The sequence below is a fragment of the Maridesulfovibrio sp. FT414 genome, from assembly GCF_050916235.1.
GTDB lineage: Bacteria > Desulfobacterota > Desulfovibrionia > Desulfovibrionales > Desulfovibrionaceae > Maridesulfovibrio.
Genome location: NZ_CP104854.1, coordinates 3,986,408 through 4,007,108, shown reverse-complemented (window position 1 = coordinate 4,007,108; position 20,701 = coordinate 3,986,408). Strand labels below are relative to the sequence as shown.

Annotated in this window: 21 protein-coding genes; 8 read left to right on the top strand and 13 right to left on the bottom strand. The window is 48.3% G+C overall.

The window, feature by feature from the left end:
- The first annotated feature begins 27 nt into the window (after positions 1–27).
- The 3 genes from sucD to N7E73_RS17750 all read left to right on the top strand — a co-directional run bounded on the left by sucD (position 28) and on the right by N7E73_RS17750 (position 4,033).
- The gene (gene sucD / locus N7E73_RS17760) at positions 28–2,124 is read left to right on the top strand and encodes a succinate--CoA ligase subunit alpha (protein ID WP_432736265.1); all 2,097 of its coding nucleotides are present in this window, start codon (positions 28–30) and stop codon (positions 2,122–2,124) included.
- Complete coding sequence (locus N7E73_RS17755) at positions 2,117–3,211, top strand: glycosyltransferase (protein ID WP_432736264.1); 1,095 nt, start codon at positions 2,117–2,119, stop codon at positions 3,209–3,211. The genes sucD and N7E73_RS17755 overlap by 8 nt, the downstream gene beginning before the upstream one ends.
- A gap of 102 nt (positions 3,212–3,313) precedes the next feature.
- Positions 3,314–4,033 (top strand): 4Fe-4S double cluster binding domain-containing protein, encoded by a 720-nt coding sequence (locus N7E73_RS17750; RefSeq protein WP_432736263.1) that lies wholly within the window; start codon positions 3,314–3,316, stop codon positions 4,031–4,033.
- A gap of 35 nt (positions 4,034–4,068) precedes the next feature.
- Here N7E73_RS17750 and lolA read toward each other — a convergent pair whose 3' ends face one another.
- The gene (gene lolA, locus N7E73_RS17745) at positions 4,069–4,716 is read right to left on the bottom strand and encodes an outer membrane lipoprotein chaperone LolA (protein ID WP_432736262.1); all 648 of its coding nucleotides are present in this window, start codon (positions 4,714–4,716) and stop codon (positions 4,069–4,071) included.
- Positions 4,717–4,776: 60 nt separating this feature from the next.
- Here lolA and N7E73_RS17740 point away from each other — a divergent pair, with 60 nt between their 5' ends.
- The gene (locus tag N7E73_RS17740) at positions 4,777–5,244 is read left to right on the top strand and encodes an L-2-amino-thiazoline-4-carboxylic acid hydrolase (RefSeq protein ID WP_432736261.1); all 468 of its coding nucleotides are present in this window, start codon (positions 4,777–4,779) and stop codon (positions 5,242–5,244) included.
- A gap of 64 nt (positions 5,245–5,308) precedes the next feature.
- On the opposite strand, the gene N7E73_RS17735 is transcribed toward N7E73_RS17740, so the two are convergent.
- From N7E73_RS17735 to N7E73_RS17725, 3 genes are all read right to left on the bottom strand, one after another.
- Complete coding sequence (locus N7E73_RS17735; protein WP_432738885.1) at positions 5,309–7,552, bottom strand: DNA translocase FtsK; 2,244 nt, start codon at positions 7,550–7,552, stop codon at positions 5,309–5,311.
- A 71-nt stretch (positions 7,553–7,623) separates the two neighbouring features.
- Positions 7,624–8,184: an elongation factor P gene (efp, locus tag N7E73_RS17730; RefSeq protein ID WP_432736259.1), complete on the bottom strand. Its 561-nt coding sequence runs from the start codon at positions 8,182–8,184 to the stop codon at positions 7,624–7,626.
- 177 nt (positions 8,185–8,361) lie between these two features.
- Positions 8,362–8,817, bottom strand: a complete 456-nt coding sequence (locus N7E73_RS17725; RefSeq protein WP_432736258.1) for a type II 3-dehydroquinate dehydratase — start codon at positions 8,815–8,817, stop codon at positions 8,362–8,364.
- Between the two features lie 131 nt (positions 8,818–8,948).
- On the opposite strand from N7E73_RS17725, the gene yihA reads away from it, so the two are divergent.
- Entirely contained in the window at positions 8,949–9,575 is a 627-nt protein-coding gene (yihA, locus tag N7E73_RS17720) for a ribosome biogenesis GTP-binding protein YihA/YsxC (RefSeq protein WP_432736257.1), read from the top strand.
- Positions 9,576–9,636: 61 nt separating this feature from the next.
- Here the strand turns inward: yihA and aat are convergent, their stop codons facing one another.
- The 4 genes from aat to N7E73_RS17700 form a co-directional block, all read right to left on the bottom strand.
- Entirely contained in the window at positions 9,637–10,362 is a 726-nt protein-coding gene (gene aat / locus N7E73_RS17715; protein WP_432736256.1) for a leucyl/phenylalanyl-tRNA--protein transferase, read from the bottom strand.
- Positions 10,363–10,602: 240 nt separating this feature from the next.
- Complete coding sequence (gene clpA, locus N7E73_RS17710) at positions 10,603–12,924, bottom strand: ATP-dependent Clp protease ATP-binding subunit ClpA (RefSeq protein WP_432736255.1); 2,322 nt, start codon at positions 12,922–12,924, stop codon at positions 10,603–10,605.
- 1 nt (position 12,925) lies between these two features.
- Entirely contained in the window at positions 12,926–13,234 is a 309-nt protein-coding gene (gene clpS / locus N7E73_RS17705) for an ATP-dependent Clp protease adapter ClpS (protein WP_432736254.1), read from the bottom strand.
- Positions 13,235–13,365: 131 nt separating this feature from the next.
- Positions 13,366–13,941, bottom strand: coding sequence for a class IV adenylate cyclase (locus N7E73_RS17700; RefSeq protein ID WP_432736253.1), 576 nt, complete (start codon positions 13,939–13,941; stop codon positions 13,366–13,368).
- A gap of 67 nt (positions 13,942–14,008) precedes the next feature.
- Here N7E73_RS17700 and crcB point away from each other — a divergent pair, with 67 nt between their 5' ends.
- Both crcB and N7E73_RS17690 read left to right on the top strand, forming a co-directional pair.
- The gene (gene crcB, locus N7E73_RS17695) at positions 14,009–14,389 is read left to right on the top strand and encodes a fluoride efflux transporter CrcB (protein WP_432736252.1); all 381 of its coding nucleotides are present in this window, start codon (positions 14,009–14,011) and stop codon (positions 14,387–14,389) included.
- A 26-nt stretch (positions 14,390–14,415) separates the two neighbouring features.
- Positions 14,416–14,760 (top strand): DUF190 domain-containing protein, encoded by a 345-nt coding sequence (locus N7E73_RS17690; RefSeq protein ID WP_432736251.1) that lies wholly within the window; start codon positions 14,416–14,418, stop codon positions 14,758–14,760.
- Positions 14,761–14,842: 82 nt separating this feature from the next.
- Here the strand turns inward: N7E73_RS17690 and N7E73_RS17685 are convergent, their stop codons facing one another.
- The 5 genes from N7E73_RS17685 to N7E73_RS17665 all read right to left on the bottom strand — a co-directional run bounded on the left by N7E73_RS17685 (position 14,843) and on the right by N7E73_RS17665 (position 19,414).
- Entirely contained in the window at positions 14,843–16,054 is a 1,212-nt protein-coding gene (locus N7E73_RS17685) for an L-serine ammonia-lyase (RefSeq protein ID WP_432736250.1), read from the bottom strand.
- 226 nt (positions 16,055–16,280) lie between these two features.
- The gene (locus N7E73_RS17680) at positions 16,281–16,724 is read right to left on the bottom strand and encodes an arsenate reductase ArsC (protein WP_432736249.1); all 444 of its coding nucleotides are present in this window, start codon (positions 16,722–16,724) and stop codon (positions 16,281–16,283) included.
- Between the two features lie 191 nt (positions 16,725–16,915).
- Positions 16,916–17,902: an ABC transporter substrate-binding protein gene (locus N7E73_RS17675; RefSeq protein ID WP_432736248.1), complete on the bottom strand. Its 987-nt coding sequence runs from the start codon at positions 17,900–17,902 to the stop codon at positions 16,916–16,918.
- Positions 17,903–17,925: 23 nt separating this feature from the next.
- The gene (locus tag N7E73_RS17670; protein WP_432736247.1) at positions 17,926–18,414 is read right to left on the bottom strand and encodes a universal stress protein; all 489 of its coding nucleotides are present in this window, start codon (positions 18,412–18,414) and stop codon (positions 17,926–17,928) included.
- A 34-nt stretch (positions 18,415–18,448) separates the two neighbouring features.
- The gene (locus N7E73_RS17665; protein ID WP_432736246.1) at positions 18,449–19,414 is read right to left on the bottom strand and encodes a serine/threonine protein kinase; all 966 of its coding nucleotides are present in this window, start codon (positions 19,412–19,414) and stop codon (positions 18,449–18,451) included.
- A gap of 238 nt (positions 19,415–19,652) precedes the next feature.
- On the opposite strand from N7E73_RS17665, the gene rsgA reads away from it, so the two are divergent.
- Positions 19,653–20,693 (top strand): ribosome small subunit-dependent GTPase A, encoded by a 1,041-nt coding sequence (gene rsgA, locus N7E73_RS17660; RefSeq protein WP_432736245.1) that lies wholly within the window; start codon positions 19,653–19,655, stop codon positions 20,691–20,693.
- Positions 20,694–20,701 lie beyond the last annotated feature (8 nt).

Genomic DNA, 20,701 nt, shown 5'->3' with positions numbered 1-20,701 from the left:
TTCAACCGTAGACATACTGGAGGGAGTATGCTGCTCAACGAACACTTAAGCAAAGTGCTGCTTAAAGAAGCTGCCGGTCTTCCTGTCCCCACCGGGGTTAAAATCACAGAGAAAGACCTTCCCGGCCTTGAACCCTACTTCCCCCTGCCGTGGATTCTCAAAGCCCAGGTTCCAGTAGGCGGAAGAGGCAAAGCAGGAGGAATCCAGAAGGTGGATTCCCGAGAAGACTATGAAAAGGTTGCCCGTCAGATTCTGGGAATGGAAATCAAGGGGCACAAGGTTCCTTTCCTGAGAGCCGAGCCTGCGGTTGATATCCGCAAGGAATTTTATCTCTCCCTGACCCTGTCCCGTCAGCGTCGTAAGGTTATTATGACCGTTGGGCGCGAAGGTGGAGTCGAGATTGAGAACATGGGTCCTGAAAACCTCCTCATTCAGGAAATAAGCCTTCCCGGAGGTCTGCAGCCCAACCAGATACGGGCCGCGTTCTTCCACATCGGCATCGCCAAGGAGCTTTTCGCTGATTTCAGCAACATCGTAAAGAATATCTACAAAACCATGATCGACTACGGCCTGCTTCTGGCTGAAATCAACCCGTTAGCTCTGACCGGATACGGAAAGCTCCTTGCCCTCGACGGTAAAATAGAGATGGATGACAACATTGTCGATCTCAACCCGGCCTTTGAAAAATACTACCAGCCCGAACACTCCACTCCGGTTGAAAACATCGCCCGCGATGCCGGTATGAGCTTCGTTTCCCTCAAGGGATGGGTGGGCCTCATAGCCAACGGGGCAGGTCTTGCCATGGCTTCCATGGACGCCCTCAACTTCTCCGGGCTCCCTGCAGCGAACTTCCTCGACCTCGGCGGGGCTGCGGACCAGAAAAGAATTGAAACCGCTCTGCGGCTGCTTTTCGACGATAAACAGGTTGAAGCCATCCTTATCAACCTCTTCGGCGGAATCCTTTCCTGTGAGCTTGTTGCCAAAGCCCTCGTGGCCGCCCTCGGCGGTCGAGAACCGGAAAAACCAATCGTGGTTCGCATGTCCGGGAACAGCGCAGAGGAAGGCCTTCAGGTTCTCAAGGAAATAAAAGGCGATAAACTTCACCGGGCCAGAAATATGCAGGAAGCCCTCGACCTGCTTGCCACCCTCAAGCCCGAAAATGCCCAGAAAATTGAATTCGCTGAACCAATTGCAGCCATGCCTGACTCCAGACCCAAGGACATCGGTTACAAATCTCCGTGCAAATTCACCATAGACAAAAACACCCCGATACTGGTTCAGGGAATTACCGGCCAGGAAGGTCAGCTCCATACCCGGCTTATGCTGGAATACGGCTCGAACATTGTAGCCGGAGTAACCCCATTCAAGGGCGGTCAGAAAGTTCTTGGAGTACCCGTTTACAACAGCATCAAAGAAGCCCAGCAGCACCATGAAATCGGGGCCAGCATCATTTTTGTTCCACCAAAACTAGCCACCGACGCCATTCTTGAAGCGACTTCATGCGAAATCCCCTGGGTGGTCTGCATTACCGAAGGCATTGTGCAGTCAGCTATGCTCAACGTACTGGAACAGGTCAAGGACGGAAAATCCCGCATCGTCGGCCCCAACACCCCCGGCCTGATCGTCCCCGGACAGACCAAGATCGGAATCCTGCCCACCACTCCGTTCTCCCCCGGTCCTGTGGCGGTGCTTTCACGCTCAGGAACGCTCACCTACGAGGTCGCCGACCGTCTCAATCAGGTCGGCATAGGCCAGTCCCTGTCCATCGGTATCGGCGGGGACTCGTACATCGGTACCACCTTTGCCGACATCTTCGAGATGCTGCGCAACCACGACGAAACCAAGGCAGTCATAGTGCTTGGTGAAATCGGAGGTACCGCAGAACAGGATCTCGCCGACTACGTGATCGAAACCGGATTTGACAAACCCGTACTTTCCTTTATTGCTGGTCAGACAGCTCCTCCGGGCAAACGTCTGGGCCACGCAGGTGCTATCCTCAAGGAAGGAACAGGTGTTCAGGGCAAACTGGAGAAAATGCGCCAGGCAGGTTTCACCGTCTGTCCAAGCCTTGAGTCTATCCCACAGCTTACAGCAGACGCACTTGGAATAAAATTAGGTGAATAAAAACGTATGCTTTTTTAACAGCAACAAAGCCTGGGGCGGCGGGGAAAAGTGGAACCACCACTTTTCCCTGCTGCTGCGGGATAAAGGCTACAACGTATTTGTCCTTACAAACCATAAATCAGAACTCCGGGAAAGGCTCAAGGAAGAGCCCGGCATCACACTTCACAGTGAAAGCATAGGCAACCTTTCTTTCCTCAATCCTTTTCTCATGGGACGCTTGAAACATTTTTTCGGAAGCAACAACATAGGAACACTGATAACCGCACTACCTTCAGACCTGAAAAGCGGAGGTTTTGCCGCAAAGCGCGCCGGAGTAAACCGTGTTATCTACCGCCGCGGAATAGCCGTTCCGGTAAAAAATTCGTGGCTCAACCGCTTTATTTTTTCCAACGTAGTGGACAGGCTTATTGTCAATTCTCTTGAAACAAAACGAACTGTTTTAGCCAACAATTCCGAACTACTTTCCGAAGATAAAATACGCCAGATCTACAACGGATTCGACGTTGATGAATTCGACCGCCAGCCGGTTGAACCTGTTTTCTCCACTGAAGACAACGTGGTAGTGATAGGAAATGCAGCCCGCCTGACAGCTCAGAAAGGCCAGAAACATCTTCTTGAAGCAGCAAAAATTCTCAAACAAAAGGGCCTTAAGTTCAGAATTCTGATTGCAGGTAAAGGACAAATGGAAGCGGAGCTTAAAGCTTATGCCGCTGAATTGGACGTTGAAGAAAGAGTTTCCTTTCTTGGCTTTGTTAAAAATATGAAATCATTCTATGCAGCACAGGACATATTCTGTCTGCCTTCGCTCTGGGAAGGTTTCGGGTATGCACTTGTAGAGGCCATGACGCTTGAAAAACCAGTCGTCGGGTTCGACACCAGCTCTAACCCTGAAGTGGTCTCCAATGGAGAAACAGGGTTGCTTGTAGCTCCCGGAGATTCCGAACAACTTGCTTCAGCACTGGAAAAATTGATTCGCGACAAGGAACTGCGAACAAAAATGGGCAAGAAAGGCCGTACAAGGGTACTTGAGAACTTCAATACGCCACTGGTACTGGGTAAGCTGATAGATGTAATTGAAGAAAAATAATTACCTAAAAGCACATAGAGCAATTTTATTCAAGAATTTGCCCCGACATATCGCCAGTATCTTCATCTCAGCGCAAAGTTTAAATTCAACTTGGGAGGAAGAATGCATAATTTCAAAGAAAAGTTGCTTAATGAGGCAAAATCATGGGGAGCAGATCTGATCGGAATTGCCGATACCAACAGGCTTGCCAACATGGAAACAAGACCTGCAAGCCTTCTGAATGGATTTCCACGAGCCATTTCCATCGCAGTTCAATTGGCTGACGGAATAATGGACGGGATAACAGATGTCCCCACAGAGTTGTATTCACAACACTATCAGCGAGTTAACGCACTGCTGGACAATATCGCGTGCAGAGTTAGCAGCTTTATCCAGAATAACGGTGGCCGTGCCCTACCCATTCCTGCCAGCCAGATTCTCTGTGAGGAACGCTTCACATCATACATATCGCACAAAGCGGTTGCCATAAATGCAGGACTGGGCTGGCAGGGAAAATCCCTGTTATTGGTCACGCCCAAATACGGACCGCGTGTACGCCTGACAACGATCCTCACCGATCTGGACATAACTGCCGACAGCCCGATTAAAAATCGTTGCGGAAAATGTACTTACTGCACTGATGCCTGCCCGGCCAAAGCAATAAAGAACGTCAACACGACCCTGCACTACAGCTCCCGCAATGAAGCGGTCGATCTGGACTCATGCGTTGCGCATCTAAACAGGGTTTCCGGCAGCGGACATATTGCGCGGTATATCTGCGGGGTCTGTGTCTCAACCTGTCCTTGGGGACGGCCCAAAAAACAGCGGGCCATCACGAATTAACGTAATGGCCCGCCTAAAGACTCAACTCCCGGACTTTATTCCGGATTGGGTGTGTTGTCCTCCACATCTACACCTTCGGGTGGAGTGAACTGAAATTCGGAATCCGCAACTTCAGGGTCGATCTCGATGTTGGACATAGCCACTTCATTTCCGTTTCCGTAGAAATCAACTACGAGTGTTTTAACCAGCATTTTCTTAATCGGGTCCACCCATACGTAGGCGAGCACAAGACCGGTTTCCGGTTCAAGGGGAAGCAGCTTGAGCTTGATCAGCCCATTATCATCACCCTGGTTTTCAACCACGAAATCTTCTTCCAGACGGGCCTGTCCGGAAATGAATTTGATCATGGTCTTGGAATTGAAGAGCTGTTTTGTACGGTATTTCAGTGCAAGCTTATCGTCGGGAAAATAATCCCACACAACTGATTCCCCAACAATGAGCAACTCTTTTTCCGGTTTTACCGACTCCCAACGCAACAGAGAAGGTTGCTTGAAGATAATCTTACCGGACCGTATCTCCTGCTCTTTGCTTGCGGCATTGGTCAATGTCTGGCTAAAGTCTGCCTTGAAGGTTTTGATTGAATCATATGTTTTCTGAATCTCGGCAGTCAGCTCATCTGCCTGAGCAAAGGAACTGAAGGCCAGCAATATTGAAATCGCAATAATCAAAATCCTGAAACGCATTGTAATCCTCATGTATTTTGGGTTCATCTACAAAATATTCTTAACTCTTTTGGATCAATTATGAAAGAACAACCTGTATCACAACTTACCCGCCGCCTGATTGAGGCTGAACTGTACGGTCATCTTTACGAAACAATGACCGAAATTTCAGGCAAGGAGAAGGCCCTCGAAATAATTTCTGAAAATCTCAAAAAATCAGCATTCAAAGCGGGACAGGCATTCGCTGCAACGGTAGAGAAGCCTTCTTTGGCCCATTTTGCAACGGTAGTTGAAATCTGGAAGAAAGGTGATGCTATTGTTGTGGAAGAAATCTCAGTTGATAACAACATACTCACAATCAAGGTTGTCCGCTGCCGGTATCAAGAATCATACCGAGACATGGGTCTGCCGGAAGAATTATGCCCCATTCTCTCATGCTGCCGCGATGAGCCTTTTGCCAAAGGCTACAGCGATAAGCTGAGCATGAAACGGGCAACCACCCTCGCGGAAGGCGGAGACTGCTGCCCCTTTGAATTCATCTGGGAATAACTCTTGGAGCATAATTAAGCTATGGAATGCCTTCGGCGACCCTGCCGGGGGCCTTAAAACATCCCTAATCGCGGGTTATCAGCACGTTTCTGGGTTTACTCCCGTCCTGCGGACCGAGGATTCCATCCTGCTCCATCTGTTCGATAAACCTTGCTGCACGGTTGAATCCTATGCGGAACCGCCTCTGCAGCAGGGAAATTGAAGCCTTGCCCTGCTCCATTACAAACTGTACGGCCTCGCCGTAAACCGGGTCATCAGAATCTCCGGACAAGCCTTCAACGCCACCACCGGAGCCACCGGGGGTGTCCTTCCAGTCAGTAAAATCAAGTTCGAAATCCTGAGGGCACTTGCTTTTCCAGAAATCCACTACTTCCTTGATCTCGTCATCCTCGACAAGCGCACCGTGAAGCCTGCGCAGCTGGCCGCCGCTGGGCTTAAAGAGCATATCGCCTCGTCCAAGCAGCTTTTCTGCTCCGATCATATCAAGAATGGTTCTGGAGTCGTGCTTGGAGGTTACCTGAAATGAAATACGGGTGGGAAAGTTCGCCTTGATCAGACCGGTAACAACGTCAACAGACGGGCGCTGCGTAGCGATGATCAGGTGAATTCCTGCAGCACGGGCCAACTGAGCCAGACGGACGATGCTCTGCTCAACATCCTTACCGGCGGTAAGCATAAGGTCGGCAAGCTCATCAACAATAATTACAAGGAAAGGCATGGGTTCAAGGTGCTCAAGGTTCTCAGGCAGATCACCTTCCATCTTGGCCAGCTTTTCGTTGTAACTTGCGATGTTGCGTGCTCCGAGCTGGGCCATGTTCTCATAGCGTTTATCCATCTCGTACACGGCCCATTCCAATGCGCTCTTAGCGAGGGACATGTCAGTAACAACGGGATGTACAAGATGCGGAAGACTGGAGTATACGGCCAGCTCAATACGTTTGGGGTCAATGAGCAGAAGCTTGAGTTCCTCTGGTCCGGCCTTGTAAAGCATACTCATCAGCAGACCGTTGAGACACACACTCTTACCAGCTCCGGTGGCACCAGCTACCAGCAGGTGAGGCATCTTCGCAAGGTCGGCTGAAACAGGCACTCCCTGAATATCCTTGCCAAGTGCCATGGTCAGTATGGACTTGGAACCAGTGAAGCACTTGTGCTCGAAAATTTCACGCAGATAAACGGTCTGTCTGTTGTCGTTGGGAATCTCGATACCGACGGTATCCTTTCCTGGGATGGGAGCCTCAATACGAACTGACACAGCCTTAAGGGCCATGGCAATATCATCGGTCAGGTTGGCGATCTTGCTGACTTTGATCCCCGGAGCAGGCCTGAACTCAAACATTGTTACCACTGGGCCGGGAGTAACCTGCTGAATTTCTCCTTCAATATTGAAGTCTTTAAGACATTCACGCAGACTTTCGGTTTTGGCTTCAAGAACCTTGGCATCGAACTGAACTCCGGCCTCACCGGGCTCGGCCAGCATTTCCAAAGGAGGAAAATCAGTACTGGTGTCGATCTTTTTGGCTTTGGGCTTCGGCTTCTGTACTGGTTTATCTTTTTTGACAGGAGCATCTTCAAATGGTTTGAGGACTAACAGGGTGTCTTCTTCCTGCTCGGGCTCAACCGGAGAATCTTTTTCGTTTTCCTTTACAGCCTTGGCCCTCTTCTTCTCTGCCTTCTTGATAGCCCGCTCCGCCTTCATGCGCTTGGACCTACGGTCAAAACGCTCCATGTTCTTGCACCATAAATCAATAAAAAATGTTCTGATGCGCTTGCCTATAGAGGCCCAGCTGAGATTCAGGGTAAGCTGAATTCCGGCCATAGTGGTGAAAAGCCAGAAGAGAAAAGCTCCGACAGGCTTCAAATACAGGAATGACCACTTGGAAAGAATGGCGCCGATGAAACCGCCCTCGTGAATTGCCAGTGTTTTCTGGAAATCCACCAGCCACGGATGAGCAGCCCATGCCAGCAGGCAGACATAAAGAAACCCGAGTCCCAGCCAGCGCCACCAGGGCTGCTTCAGGGTTTCAATAAAAGATGAAATTCCCAGAAAAAGAAAATAGACCGGAATGAACCAGGAGCCGATGCCAAGCATGTCGACCAGAAGCCCTGCAGCATAGGACCCGGCCGGACCGATCATGTTTTTGACTTTCCAGCCGGAACTGACTGCCTGATTCAGAGTAGGATCACCCGGATGGTACGAGTACATGCTGATAAAAAGAAATACAGCTAAAAAAATCCAGAACATTCCGGAAATTTCTTTTGCGAACTTTTTGCCGGGCAGTGTCTCATCCTCCGTTTGATCCCGTATATGCGGGCGGTTATAAAAAATAAATACCGGGGAGCGCACGCCCCCCGGTCAAAGCAATCATGAAGAGGGGGTTATTTTTCGCGGCTGAGATATTCGCCGGAACGGGTATCAACCTTGATTTTGTCACCTTCGTTGATGAACAGGGGCACGTTGATGACCAGACCGGTTTCAAGGGTAGCAGGCTTGGTCGCGTTGCTCACACGGTCGCCCTGAACGCCGGGATCGGTCTGAGCGACAGTCAGAATAACGGAAGCAGGCAGATCAACACCGATGACTTCACCGTTGTAAAGGAGCGCCTTGTTGGTCTCGCCTTCCTTGAGGTAACCACCGGTGGAGCCGATAACATCAGCAGGCACATTCATCTGCTCATAGGTTTCCAGATCCATAAGTACGTAATCTGTACCTTCCTTGTACAGGAACTGCATTTCCTTGTTAGCCATGTCGGGCTTTTCAACTTTTTCGCCGGAACGGAAGGTCTGGTCGACTACACGTCCGGTGAGCATGTTCTTAAGTTTGGTACGCACAAAAGCACCGCCCTTGCCGGGCTTGAAGTGCTGGAATTCAATGATTTCGTAAGGTTTACCTTCGATTTCAATTTTAAGTCCGTTTCTGAAGTCTTTAGTGGATATCATGTTTCCTCCGAATAAAATATAATTTGCAGGGCCGTGAAAGGCCTCCAACGGGCAATGCCCTGCTGTCTTAAACTTTGTTAGCGACAGCGATTCGATACTTCGTCCAATCCTTGTTGACATTGAGTCAGACAGCTGAAAAGCCACTGAATTCAACGCATGGCAAGGTTTCCCCCAAGCCTAATCGGCTGTCACATGCGAGAACAATGCTTGAACGGCCAAGGCATAGCTCATAATTCCGAATCCGGCAATTACTCCAATACACTGTTTTCCCATAAAACTTTTCTGACGCACGGGATCTTCAGTTCTGGCCCATATATTACTGATGTGAACTTCTACACAGGGTATGCCTATCCAGGCAAGGCAATCAGCCAAGGCCAGACTGGTATGAGTATATGCACCGGCATTGAAGGCAACCCCGTCAATGCCATCTTTCCAAGCCTTTTCAAGCCTGTCGATTAACGCTCCTTCGGAATTGGATTGGAAAAATTCAAGCCGAATCTCATCAGCACGGTCTCCCATGATCTTTCTCAGGTGATCAGGAATATCCTCAATTTTGTCCGAACCATATATTTCAGGCTGCCTCTTGCCGACGTAGCCCAGATTAGGCCCGTTCAAGATCAAAAATGTCTTCATATTTTACACCATTATTTTTTTCAGGTTGACCGAAACTGTTTATTGAAACATCATGAAACTTGACTGTCCATCATAAATGGGTGATCAGTCTTCGCTGCATTTACAAAACAATAATCAAGGACCACTCCTTTATGAATAATTTACTTACGTTAATTAAAACCGTTTACGAGATCAATCAGCTTGAAGAGCTCGCCGTGCCGCAGATCATTCTGGCCGGCCGCTCCAACGTAGGCAAGTCCTCACTGATCAACAGTCTGGCCGGTCAGAAAAAACTGGCTAAAGTCAGTGCCACCCCCGGAAAAACAAGAAGCCTTAACTATTACGAAGTTATTCCGCACGGATACTACATTGTAGACCTGCCGGGATACGGTTATGCTCGCTGTTCCAAGACGGAGCGCGCCAAATGGGGCAAGCTGATCGACAAATATCTGCAGGGCAACAATTACATAGCAGCCGCAGCGGTTCTTCTGGACAGCCGCCTTTCCCCGCAGAAGAATGATCTTGAAATGATCTCATATTTCACGCGCTGCAATGTGCCGATTCTGCCGATCATGACCAAAGCAGACAAGACCAAACAGAAAGACAGGGTTAAAGTCCAGAACCAGTGGCAAGATATTCTGAAGGTCAAACCGATCTGTACTTCCAGCAAAAGCGGCATGAACCGCACCAAGCTCTGGAAGCTGCTGGACCTGACCGCAATGCCTGAACTGGCTGACCAGATCGAACCAACCGGATTAGAAGAATCGCCTGAAGAGTAGATATTACAACTGATCAAGGCCCCTGTAAGCATATAGGGGCCTTGATTTTGACTGGAATTGGTCAGCCTCCCAGAGACTGCGTGATCAAATCGTACTCACCGGGCATAAAATCCCACATTCCCCGCAGCGCAGGATACTCAAGGGCTTCGTCGAGAAGATCCAGAAACTTATTGCGGTCCATTTCTTCAGCACCCAGAGATTTTAAATGATCGGTAGGCTGCTGGCAGTCTACAAAATGAAATTCCCGGTTATTCAGGAACTGCACCAGATAGGAAAACCCTATCTTGGAAGCGTCCGGTTCAAGAAAAAACATGGACTCACCGGAAAAGACCTTCCCCAGAGAGACTCCATAAAGCCCTCCGGCAAGCTTACCCTCACTGTTCCAGACTTCTACGCTATGGGCGAATCCCAGCCTGTGAAGCTTTTCATAAGCCCTGATCATATCGCGAACAATCCATGTTCCGGACTGTCCTGGACGAAACTTTGCAGCACAGTTGGCAATCACATCGTCAAAAGCCTTATCAAGGGTTACTGTATACTCACGGCGTCTTATCTTGCGCTTAACCCGGCGGGAAATGTAAAGATTATCAAAAAAAAGCACCAATCTGGGATTAAGTGACCACCACAATATGGGCGAATTGTCATCATACCAGGGAAATATGCCTGACGCATAGGCCGTGAGCAGTCTCTCCGGGCTGAGATCGCCCCCCACCGCCAGCAGACCATCCGGTTCAGCTTCATCAGGATGAGGAAAAATGGGGTCCTCTATCAATCTGTAAACTACCATACGATTCCTTTTTTAAAGACTGATACTGAATAATAAACGAACGGCGGATTTAATCAACCGGAAGGAACGCATTTATAGATAGAACAAGAATATTTCGGAATAGATACCGGAGTCTGCAGTTGAAAAACACATGATGCCGGGAGAAACAAAACCCAGCATGTCAGACGATTTTTCCAGCTAAAAAACGGGGAAGAAAACCATAATTACTTAAGGCTCCCCTCCCCGATCATTGGAATCGATTTACTTGCCAAGAGGTTTGAACTTGAAACTCAGAACCTCTTCGTCCTTCTTCTTGTCGGTTTTAGTGGAAACATTTACAGTCCCACCCTTTACCAGCTTGCCGAAAAGAATCTCATCAGCAATTTCATCCTTAATGGATGTCTGGATCAGGCGGGCCATGGGACGTGCACCGTAAGCAGGATCGTGCCCCTTTTCAGCCAGCCAGTGTCTGGCCTTCTTGTCGAGCTCCACCGTTATCTTGTTATCAAGTAACTGACCGTTGAGTTCCTTGATGAACTTCTCAACGATCATTTCCATTACTTCAAGCTTCAGGGAATTAAACGGAACAATGGCGTCAAGCCTGTTGCGAAATTCAGGGCTGAAAATCTTTTCAACAGCCTTGAGTCCCCGATCCTTGTCCTCTCCACCCTTTACACTGGAGCCGAACCCGATTCCTCCCTTGACCATCTCCCGCGCTCCGGCGTTGGATGTCATGAGCAGAACGACATGACGGAAATCTGCCTTGCGCCCGTTGTTATCGGTCAGGGTCGCGTAGTCCATCACCTGCAGCAGGATGTTGAATACATCTGGGTGCGCCTTCTCGATTTCGTCAAAAAGAATTACGCAGTGCGGATTCTTACGCACTCCCTCGGTCAGCAGGCCTCCCTGATCAAAACCGACGTATCCCGGAGGAGCACCTATCAGACGGGCCACAGCATGCTTTTCCATATATTCACTCATGTCAAAACGCATGAAATGAACACCCATTGTACTGGCAAGCTGTCGGGCAAGTTCGGTTTTACCGACCCCGGTAGGTCCGGTCAGCAGGAAAGAACCGGTAGGCCGACCGACCTGCTTCATGCCTGCCCGGGACCGCAGGATAGCCTTGGTTATAATATCAACAGCCTCGTCCTGTCCGAATACAACGCCCTTGAGGTTCTGATCCAGCTCCTGAAGGCGGGTTCGGTCAGACATGGTTATGCGCCTGGCCGGAATGCGGGCCATTTTTGAAATAACCTTTTCAACATCAGACACAAGAATGCGGTCGCCCTTGCGCTTACGCTGGCTGAGCCCGTAATAAGCCCCGGCCTCATCGATAACGTCGATGGCCTTGTCGGGCAGGAAACGCTCATTGATGTGGCGGGCCGAAAGTTCGGCAGCAGCCTTGAGAGCCGAAGGCGAATAGACCACATTATGATGTTCTTCGTAATATGGTTTGAGTCCCCGCAGAATTTCGATGGTTTCATCCACAGAAGGCTCGGTTATGTCGATTTTCTGGAACCGGCGGGAAAGCGCACGGTCCTTTTCAAAGTGATTCTTATATTCCTCATAGGTAGTGGCGCCTATGCAGCGAATTTCCCCAGAGGCGAGAAACGGCTTGAGAATATTGGATGCATCCATTGATCCGCCGCTGACAGCTCCGGCGCCAACGATCGTGTGAATTTCATCCACAAAGAGGATAGCCCCTGCCTTGTGCTTAAGCTGGGCCAGAACACCTTTGAGCCGAGATTCAAAATCTCCGCGATACTTGGTTCCGGCAAGCAGGGCTCCCATATCCAGTGCATAAATATCAACATTATCGAAGGATGCGGGGATATTACCCTTGGTAATAGCCAGCGCGAGACCTTCTGCCATTGCGGTTTTACCCACCCCGGGATCACCAACGAAAATGGGATTGTTCTTACGCCGGCGCGCAAGAACCTGAAGGGTGCGTTCGATCTCATCATCACGCCCGATGAGCGGGTCGATCTTACCGTCACGCGCCTTCTGGGTAAGGTTGGTGGTGAACTCCTCCAACGGGGATTTCTTTTCGTCCTTACCTGCTCCTGGCTTCTGCTCAATTCCGGGTCCACCCGGGGTACTAGTTCCCGGCCTTGGGCTGGGGCTTATATCCAGGCCTTCCGCCCAATCCCCTTCGCTTATGGCATGTGAAATATATTCAAGAATATCAAGACGTGAAATATCATGTGTTTTTAGGAAATAGACCGCATATGAGTCCTCTTCCTCAAACATGGCTGCAATCACGTCACCGACTTCCACGAGATCCTTTCCGGCTGCCTTTTTCTGCCAGATGGCCCGCTGAAGCACACGCCTCACCCCAAGTGTCTGAATAACTTCAGTATCAACGCCGCTGGGGAGAGGCTCAAGGTTTTCGTCAAAAAAACGTTCGAGCTGACTTTTAAGTCTGTTGAGTTCGGCACCGCACCCGGCAACGATGTCTGCGCCGACTTCTTCCTGAATTATCGCATAAAGCAGGTGTTCAAGAGTGAGAAACTCGTGATTCCTGAGCCTGACTTCGTTAACCGCAGAAGTCAGAGCTTTTTCCAATGCTTTACTGAGCATACTAGACCTCTTCGATTGTGCATTTCAGCGGATAGCCTGCCTGCTTTGCAAGCTGCCTGACCATTTCAACGCGTGTTTCAGCAACTTCTGCCGTATAAACTCCACACACTCCGACCCCCTCATTGTGGACCTTGAGCATAATAGCCGTGGATTCCTCTTCAGTTTTTCTGAAAACCTGCATCAGTATGGCTACAACGAACTCCATGGAAGTATAATCATCATTATGGAGGAGAACACGAAACTTCCGGGGTTCTTTAAGCTTATCCTCCAGCAGGACATCAGATTCAAATTCTTCTTTATATTCAGGCATTTTTTAAATTTTGTTTATTATTTACAGTTTGATTTTATTAAAGAATAAGTACAATTTACCCACCTGTCGAGGAAGAATTGCCTGTTTTTAAGCTTAGACTTTCTCTAAATAGCCCAACACTACAATTCTTTTTAAAGTAGAGCTTTAGCTTCCTCAGGCCTGAAAACAAAATTTTCATCTGCGGGTAATCCATTAACCAGTCTGAATTCCCGGTTCAACTCGTGATAAGTCTTCTTGCAGGAATCCTTTTCGGCCAACCCGAGCGATGCAGCACAGGACAATATTTTGTCCTCACTACCCTCTATTTCAATAAACGGGCCGAACGGAAGGAGGTCCAGACAGACATGACACCCCTTAAATTCCCATTCCTCACGGATCTTTTCATATTTGAATACAGGATGGTATCCAAGCACCTGCAAAGCAGCCACTGTTTCGTCGAAACTTGAAACTTCCGTTTCATGCTCCACATAAACCTTAGCCTTACCTTCGCTGACCAGGGCTGGAATCCGCTTCACGGTCATAGTTACCCTGTCTGCCTGACGGACACGCAACAGAGCAGACCTTTTGAACAAAGTCCGCCCCGGATCATCAAGAACCAAGTTCCTTTCATAATGCCGGGAAAGCTTATGTCCACCCTGCCTGTCCATGATTTCCCTGCATCCGTCCAGGTCTGCATTCACATATTTCAGCTCGGTTTCAAGCGCCATTTATCTTTTCTCTCTTGAGTTGAAGTGGTACCGTAATTTAAATGATCTACATAAAAGGATTAAAAAAATGCAGAAATATTTTTACATCGCGGCCGGAGGAGCCACAGGAACACTCTGCCGGTATCTGGTTTCTGGTGCCGTTCAAAAAATGGTAGACTCCCCATTCCCGGCAGGGACATGTGCGGTCAATATGATGGGATGCCTGCTTTTCGGCCTTGTTACCGGTCTGTTTGAAGACAGGCTGGGACTCCCCCCGGAAATGCGTCTCATGATTCTTACCGGATTCATGGGGGCATTTACAACCTTTTCCACATATATGTTTGAAACCACAACACTGCTGAAATCCGGCAACTGGCCCATGGCTGCCCTTAATGTTGGCGGACAGACCGCACTCGGATTTGTTTGCGTAATAGCAGGTCTGGCGCTTGGCCGCCTTATAGTAGCCTGATCCATCTGAAAGCAATGGAGTATAATATGACCCTACCTGAAAAAGCCGTAAGACTCAAAATATATACTGGTGAAGAAAACCGCATCAGGCACAGACCGCTATATGAAGTAATCGTGGAAGAAGCACGCCACCAAGGTCTAGCCGGAGCTTCGGTATACCGCGGAGTAATGGGCTATGGCGAAAACAGCCAGGTTCGTACAACCTCCATACTGAGACTGTCCGAAGACCTGCCACTTATCATCGAAATTGTTGACCGCGCTGATAAGATAGAAAAATTCAAGGAATTTCTGAAAGAGAACATGACCGAAGGTTTGGTTACCACTGACGAAGTCGAAGTTATCCTGCATATCCATAACAAAGGGCAGAAATAATAAAAGAAATTCCCCGGCAGGCCTGCTTGCAGCCAGCCGGGGAATTTAAGTTTAAATAAATGCCTGATTCAAATCGGGAGAACTATCTCTTGCACCGGGAGTTATATGCCTTTGCCAGCCCACCCCCAGATGTCTCACGGTAAAGGCTGGGGAGGTCATGACCGGTTTCGCGCATTACCGCCACAACCTCATCAAAAGGAATGCGATGGGTTCCATCCGACAGGATGGACATCTGTGCACGGGCTAGGGCTCTGGTCGCGGCGCAGGCATTACGCTCAATGCAGGGAATCTGCACCAGACCGTCCACAGGATCACAGGTAAGGCCAAGATGATGTTCAAGGCCCATCTCCGCAGCATACTCAATCTGCCGCAGGGTTCCGCCCATAAGCTGGGTTGCCGCTGCTGATGCCATGGCACATGCTGACCCGACCTCGCCCTGACAGCCCACTTCTGCACCTGAAATTGAGGCATTGGTCTTGATCACATTTCCAAAAAGACCGGCAGTGGCCAGAGCGCGGATTATGTCGTTTTCCTTGAGGTCATGTATTCTCTGAAGATATTTAAGAACGGCAGGAACAATACCACAAGACCCGCAAGTGGGGGCTGTAACGATTTTTCCTCCTGCTGCATTTTCTTCCGATACGGCAAGGGCATACGCAGTGGTCATGCCGGTAAACTGCATATCAGCCCCGGCAAGACGGGTACGGCGGTAATATGATTTGGCCTGACGGCGCAATCCTATGGACCCGGGCAGGACACCTTCTGCATCAAGTCCACGCTCAAGGGACGCATCCATGACCTGCCATATTTCACGCAGGAAATCCCATATTTCAGAACCCTCGCACTTAACAACATACTCCCAGTAAGTAATGCCCTTCTCTTCACAGTGAGCCATAATGTCAGCAATTGTGCTGAGAGAATAAACAACACCGGCACTCAAGGCAGGTGCTCCTTCTTCACGAATGGCACCTCCGCCGACACTGTATACCTTCCATGAATCGGAAATCCCGCCATCTGCATCCAGGGCCTCGAAATACATGCCGTTGGGATGCTCAGGCATCTTCTCTTCCGCCTTCCAGATAAGCTCAGTGCGTTCTTCTCCAAGAACACTCAGCACAGCCCAGTCAGTCAAATGCCCTTTGCCGGTAGCAGCAAGGCTTTCAAACAGGGTTACCCTAAAACTCGGCGCATCAGGATTTTTTTTAAGAAATTTTTCTGCAGCAAATTTGGGTCCCATTGTATGGCTTGATGAAGGCCCGACCCCGATTCTATATAGCTCCCTTAACGACTCCATAATAAACACCTATACCCTTTCTCTGTTATCACCCGTAAAACACAACCTAGACCCATTAATATTACGAGTTGAACAAAAAATACAGCATATTTTTCTTATGTCGAAAAAATACAATAATTACGATCAACAATAACGCGCTTTGCCGAGACCTCGTCAGACATGTAAGCCTAAAACAAAAAAAGCCGGAACCGCAAATGCGATTCCGGCTTAATACCTTGAAAATTTATTAAACAAGGCCTTCCGGCAAACTCTCGACAAAATCTCTGATCTGGTCACGAACTTTTCGGTAGCAACCAAGCTGTTCTTCCTCAGACGCTCCTGCTTCCGCCATCTCTCTGGCCATCCGCGGGGGATCATCAAACCCGACGTGAATAACTTTGCATCCTCCGGGGAAAAATGGACATGTTTCATGTGCATGATCACAGACGGTCACAACTATATCAATTGGAACATCTCGGAACTCATCTATATGAGTTGAGGAGTGTCCTGAAATATCAACACCCGCCTCAGACATAACTTTTACAGCATTGGGGTTAAGCCCGTGAGTCTCTATCCCGGCAGAATATACATTGATCAGATCTCCTTTCAAATGCCGGGTCCACCCTTCAGCCATCTGGCTGCGACAGGAATTTCCTGTACATAAAAACAATAAATTCAGCTTATCACTCATATAAAATCCGTAAAGGCATTACATAGTTCATACACTAAGTACTTGCATACTTTGCCAAACGGAAAAATCAATATTTCAGCAAAATCCTTGAGTCAAGGACACATTCAGGATGTAACACAATCGTAAGATTAAGAAGGGCAGGAGCTGTCTTCCTGCCCCGCCACTAGAAAACATACAAAGACCAGCAGAAATCACGGAACAAACTCACTCTGCTGTCTGATCTTGTAAGGAAGCCGGATTCGCCACCGTTCAAGCTCAGACTTGCTGAAGACAAAACGCCCCTGCTCCGGAATAACAGGCCGCAGACTTTGAACCGGTGTTCCATGGAGAATCTTGAGGACCAGACGCCCTGCCGCTGCCCCCTGCTCTTCCCCGCTGATAACCATTCCACCAATGGCCTTTTCTTTTCCCACACTCATTCTCCAGAAGGCAAACAACGGGACAGGAGTATTGGCTGAGGTCCAGTCCAAAACCTCCTCGCTGTCGATATATTTGCCGTCTTCAAAAACACGATGGTACAATCCGATGACAATGGCCTTATATCCGGTCTTCACCGAATCAAGAACCGTCTTTTTCCATTCGCTGTAACTTGAAATCAGTTTGATGTCAGTCGTCACCCCGCTGATTTCCATGCTGTCATGACTATAGAACACAGACTTTTTGAATGCAGTTGTTGTCGTACTCTCATCAAGTAATATAAGAATTTTTCCATCCTTATTTACTTGTAGCAGTTCTTTTATATATTTGATTGTGCGCTTATATAATGGGCGCTCCAGAACGCCGGTAATATTTTTATTTAGCGTGATATAATTTCTGGGATTTTCATTCACCCCCATGTATACCACCGGAGTCTCGGTCCCCATAAACTTTGGTCCCAGATATTTGAGGGCGTTATCGTCGGACAAAACAACAACAGCAGGTTTTACCTCAAGATACCTGTTCCATGCCAGCTCAGCCTGTTCCGTATATTTTTCTTCAGGAGTACGCTTGGTATCCATTTGAAAAGTTACTAATTCAGCTTCATTTTTCAGCACAGACTCAAGTCCGGAAATCATTTCCTTATCCCACAAGTATTCGGAATGATAACTTTCAACCAGTAACACCCTGAAGGATGCATGTGCAACGGAAGGCACAGCCAAAAGAATCATCGTGAGAACAAGAAGCGCATATCGGGGCATGGTTACCTTCTTCTTTTTCCTTACTAACTCACAACCCAAACAGTACAATCCACAGCTGACTGGACAACCTTGGTTGAGACCGAACCGAACAGAAATTCTTCGGCTTTGCTCACACCGCGCCGGCCGATAACAATCGTCCCGAAACCACGTTCCTCCCTGATCCTCAGAATATCCATTCCTATACTGCGCCCGGTAGAACAGATATCCTTATCATGAAAAGGCGATTTGCAGCTGGCAAAATATTCCACGGAAATCTCTTCCTGCGGAACACCCATATCCACAAGCTTATCGCGAGCTTCTTCAAGCTTCTGCCGAATATCCCGCTCAGTATCTCCACATTTATTTTTCCATGATTCATCATCAGGAAACAGATCCTTATCCGGTAACCTTTCCACATAAAGAAGACAAATTTCGCTCCCAGAACAATTCCGTGCTATTTCACCAACGTATTCAACAGCCTTGAATGAGTTATCTGAACCGTCAAAAGCAATCAGCACCTTCATACATTCCATTGTGCTAACCTCCTCGTTGTAATAAACACCCAGACTAGAGTCCCCTAATCTCCTTAAGACACTTATTCATATCCACCATTAGCTCATCAACGGATTCGTAAAAAACAGAACTTGATGATGAAAAATGCATCAGAATATTATTTAAAGAAGATGGTATATATTCATAAATTTTTCGCAGATTCACCACCCTGTTTCCAATGACAACCGAGTAGTCACCAGCCCCGATAACTGAAAGTACAGCCGGATCTACCCCATGCTCACGCAGTGTCTGCGGCGTGAGGTTGGCTTTTCCCGCAAGATAAATGAGAATACTTCCCAACCCGAAAATATCGAGTCCGAAAGGATTCTCATAAAGATCAAAAGCATAATCGAAATCAATCCAGCGGTAATTTCCAGTTTCACTTTCCACCCACAAATGGTCACGGCGGACATCTCCGTGCTTTTCATCGTTGTCATGCAAAAACTTTATTGCAGCACAGGAATCAATATATTTCTCAAATATGTCCGGGAAATACTCATAAAAGTATGTCCGATGATCCACCGGAATATCATGAACCACAACATCAAGGCGCTTACCGCGGATAACGTCAAGAACCCTCACATTGTTCCCAACGATGTCGTCGTTTGAATACCCCTGCATGAACCTCATGTCCCCACGGACAAGATCAAGTATCCTTGCCTCCTTGCGGGGACTTCTGAAACACTGAATCTTGAACGGGCCGATATTCATGGGAAACTTTTCGTAAAACACCAGCTTGATAATCTTCGGCTCATTGGTTTCAAGATGCCGACATCTTTTAACCCAGTACTTTGGATCAGCGAGGCCGAAACGTCTTTCCTGTTCATTCTTCAATACCAGAAAATGCTCGTCGCCAACCTTGATCAAATCCCCGTAATCCATATTCATGAACTCGGTTGTATCGGTATAAACACTCCCAAACCGAGATATACTGTAATCAGGCAGAAACTTTTTGATCAGCTCACGTACTTCACTGCTCATGTCGCCCCCGATGTTCAATTTATTATCAAAGCCAACCGGTATTTTTCACCTCAAACATAGCACACACACAAATATATTGAAAGCACAACACGCCCCGGACTGACAAAACAAAAGAATTCAGCTTAAACCGACTACCGTTTTCACACGCTTCAGCAAACTTGCCTGTTATCTGTTTGTGACGTATATTAAAAATTTATGCTTCAACCATTTTTTTAACCTGTCAGAAACAGAGGATTCTTTGACCTCCACTAAATTTTCACTTGCCGAACTGGGCTGGAAAGAAGTCTTTGAAAAACAGTTATCCAGCAAAGATATAAAACATCTGATCCCAGCAAGGGTAACCATCACTCACCGTGGCCATGTTGTTGTTAATACAGGCCATGAAGAACATTTGCTTCAGATTGCTGAAAAAGGTGTGGGCAGCCTAAACGAACAACCCACTGTCGGTGACTGGCTTCTGCTTGACCGCGAAACCATGACACCTGAAAGGGTTCTGGACCGGACAAGTCTGCTGCAACGCATGGCACCGGGGCAAGAAGTAAAACTTCAACCCATCGCTGCGAATATTGACACCTTGTTCATTGTTTCGTCCTGCAACGAAGAGTTCAACCTTAATCGCATCGAAAGGTACATCTGTCTGGCCCTGGAAGCCGGAATCGAATTCGTGCTCGTTCTGACCAAAGAAGACCTGACAGGGGAAGCGGATGAATACCGCAGGCAGGCAGAAGAACTTTTCCCCGACATTGAAATCCTGACTATCAACGGCAAAGACACGGAAAGTGTAAGAGTCCTCCACAAATGGTTTCGTCAGGGAGAAACAGTTGTTCTTCTGGGATCTTCCGGAGTCGGCAAAACAACCCTGCTCAATACGGTCAACGGTACTGAAAAGAAGAAAACCGGGGCCATCCGCGAAGGCGACAGCAAAGGACGCCATACAACTACGACCCGTTCCCTGCACGTCATGCCTTCAGGGGCAATACTTGTGGATGTGCCCGGGATACGGGAACTACAGCTTCACGACTGCATGTCCGGAATCAACAAGACTTTCCATGAAGTTGCCAGAGCCGAAGAAATGTGCCGCTTTGCCGACTGCAGCCACAACCGCGAACCGGGATGCGCTGTACGTGAAGGTCTTGAGGCTGGATCAATTGATCCGCGAAGGCTGGAGAACTACCTGAAGCTGAAGGAAGAAGCCGAAAAAAATCGAGAGGAAATAGCCGAAAAAACCCGGCGCAAGGACGGTAAAAAGAAGAAATATTCCCGTAAGTGGAAAAAATAAAAATCCGG

What these genes read in the sequence shown, in the direction of transcription:
- sucD (WP_432736265.1), top strand. Translation starts at nt 28, where the DNA reads ATGCTGCTCAACGAACACTTAAGCAAAGTGCTGCTTAAAGAAGCTGCC.
- N7E73_RS17750 (WP_432736263.1), top strand. Translation starts at nt 3,314, where the DNA reads ATGCATAATTTCAAAGAAAAGTTGCTTAATGAGGCAAAATCATGGGGA.
- lolA (WP_432736262.1), bottom strand. Translation starts at nt 4,716, where the DNA reads ATGCGTTTCAGGATTTTGATTATTGCGATTTCAATATTGCTGGCCTTC.
- N7E73_RS17740 (WP_432736261.1), top strand. Translation starts at nt 4,777, where the DNA reads ATGAAAGAACAACCTGTATCACAACTTACCCGCCGCCTGATTGAGGCT.
- efp (WP_432736259.1), bottom strand. Translation starts at nt 8,184, where the DNA reads ATGATATCCACTAAAGACTTCAGAAACGGACTTAAAATTGAAATCGAA.
- N7E73_RS17725 (WP_432736258.1), bottom strand. Translation starts at nt 8,817, where the DNA reads ATGAAGACATTTTTGATCTTGAACGGGCCTAATCTGGGCTACGTCGGC.
- yihA (WP_432736257.1), top strand. Translation starts at nt 8,949, where the DNA reads ATGAATAATTTACTTACGTTAATTAAAACCGTTTACGAGATCAATCAG.
- aat (WP_432736256.1), bottom strand. Translation starts at nt 10,362, where the DNA reads ATGGTAGTTTACAGATTGATAGAGGACCCCATTTTTCCTCATCCTGAT.
- clpA (WP_432736255.1), bottom strand. Translation starts at nt 12,924, where the DNA reads ATGCTCAGTAAAGCATTGGAAAAAGCTCTGACTTCTGCGGTTAACGAA.
- clpS (WP_432736254.1), bottom strand. Translation starts at nt 13,234, where the DNA reads ATGCCTGAATATAAAGAAGAATTTGAATCTGATGTCCTGCTGGAGGAT.
- N7E73_RS17700 (WP_432736253.1), bottom strand. Translation starts at nt 13,941, where the DNA reads ATGGCGCTTGAAACCGAGCTGAAATATGTGAATGCAGACCTGGACGGA.
- crcB (WP_432736252.1), top strand. Translation starts at nt 14,009, where the DNA reads ATGCAGAAATATTTTTACATCGCGGCCGGAGGAGCCACAGGAACACTC.
- N7E73_RS17690 (WP_432736251.1), top strand. Translation starts at nt 14,416, where the DNA reads ATGACCCTACCTGAAAAAGCCGTAAGACTCAAAATATATACTGGTGAA.
- N7E73_RS17685 (WP_432736250.1), bottom strand. Translation starts at nt 16,054, where the DNA reads ATGGAGTCGTTAAGGGAGCTATATAGAATCGGGGTCGGGCCTTCATCA.
- N7E73_RS17680 (WP_432736249.1), bottom strand. Translation starts at nt 16,724, where the DNA reads ATGAGTGATAAGCTGAATTTATTGTTTTTATGTACAGGAAATTCCTGT.
- N7E73_RS17675 (WP_432736248.1), bottom strand. Translation starts at nt 17,902, where the DNA reads ATGCCCCGATATGCGCTTCTTGTTCTCACGATGATTCTTTTGGCTGTG.
- N7E73_RS17670 (WP_432736247.1), bottom strand. Translation starts at nt 18,414, where the DNA reads ATGGAATGTATGAAGGTGCTGATTGCTTTTGACGGTTCAGATAACTCA.
- N7E73_RS17665 (WP_432736246.1), bottom strand. Translation starts at nt 19,414, where the DNA reads ATGAGCAGTGAAGTACGTGAGCTGATCAAAAAGTTTCTGCCTGATTAC.